Consider the following 582-nt stretch of genomic DNA (forward strand, 5'->3'; position numbering starts at 1 on the left):
GGCGCGAGGCGAGACGGTGCTGGTGGCTTTTACGGGCTTGATGCTCAGCCGGCGGGTGTACGGGCGCAGCGGGGGCCTGCACAACCGCTTCTGGCCCTGTGAAGACATGGAGTTCTTCAACCGCTTGCTGGAGCAGGGCTACTCGCTGGTCATTCTGGAGCAAGTGCTAATGCGCTACCGCATTCACACGGCATCCGTCACGACGAGCAACCCGAGCAAGATGTACGACATGATCGACTACACCGTGCATTGCATCAGCCGGCGGCGGGCCGGGGAACTGGAGTCGGCAGCGGTTTCCTTCAACGCGTTTATGGCCATGCGGCAGCGCGATGCCTGGTGGGTGAAGGCCGAGCGGCAGCGCTACCGCTACGCGGGCGTATGGCACCGTGAGGCTAGTTTTTACCTCAATACGAGGGACTATTTCAGTTTCAGTTGGCGGTTAGTCACTGTGCTGCTGCTCTCCCCTAAATTTACACTTTCTACCATTTTTAGCGGCCTATCGAAACGTATTTCGTTGGGGGCCAGCGTTTCTTCCTTTTCCTGATTTTCTATGCCGCCGCTCATATCCGTCATTTTGCCGGT

General features: G+C 57.9%; 1 protein-coding gene. It reads left to right on the forward strand.

The window, feature by feature from the left end; translation table 11 throughout:
* Positions 1–544 (forward strand): glycosyltransferase family 2 protein (locus CDA63_RS21040; RefSeq protein ID WP_199797572.1); only part of this gene is annotated, 544 nt, incomplete at its 5' end.
* Positions 545–582 lie beyond the last annotated feature (38 nt).

Origin of the sequence: Hymenobacter amundsenii (assembly GCF_002204745.1) — a bacterium.
Taxonomy (GTDB): domain Bacteria; phylum Bacteroidota; class Bacteroidia; order Cytophagales; family Hymenobacteraceae; genus Hymenobacter; species Hymenobacter amundsenii.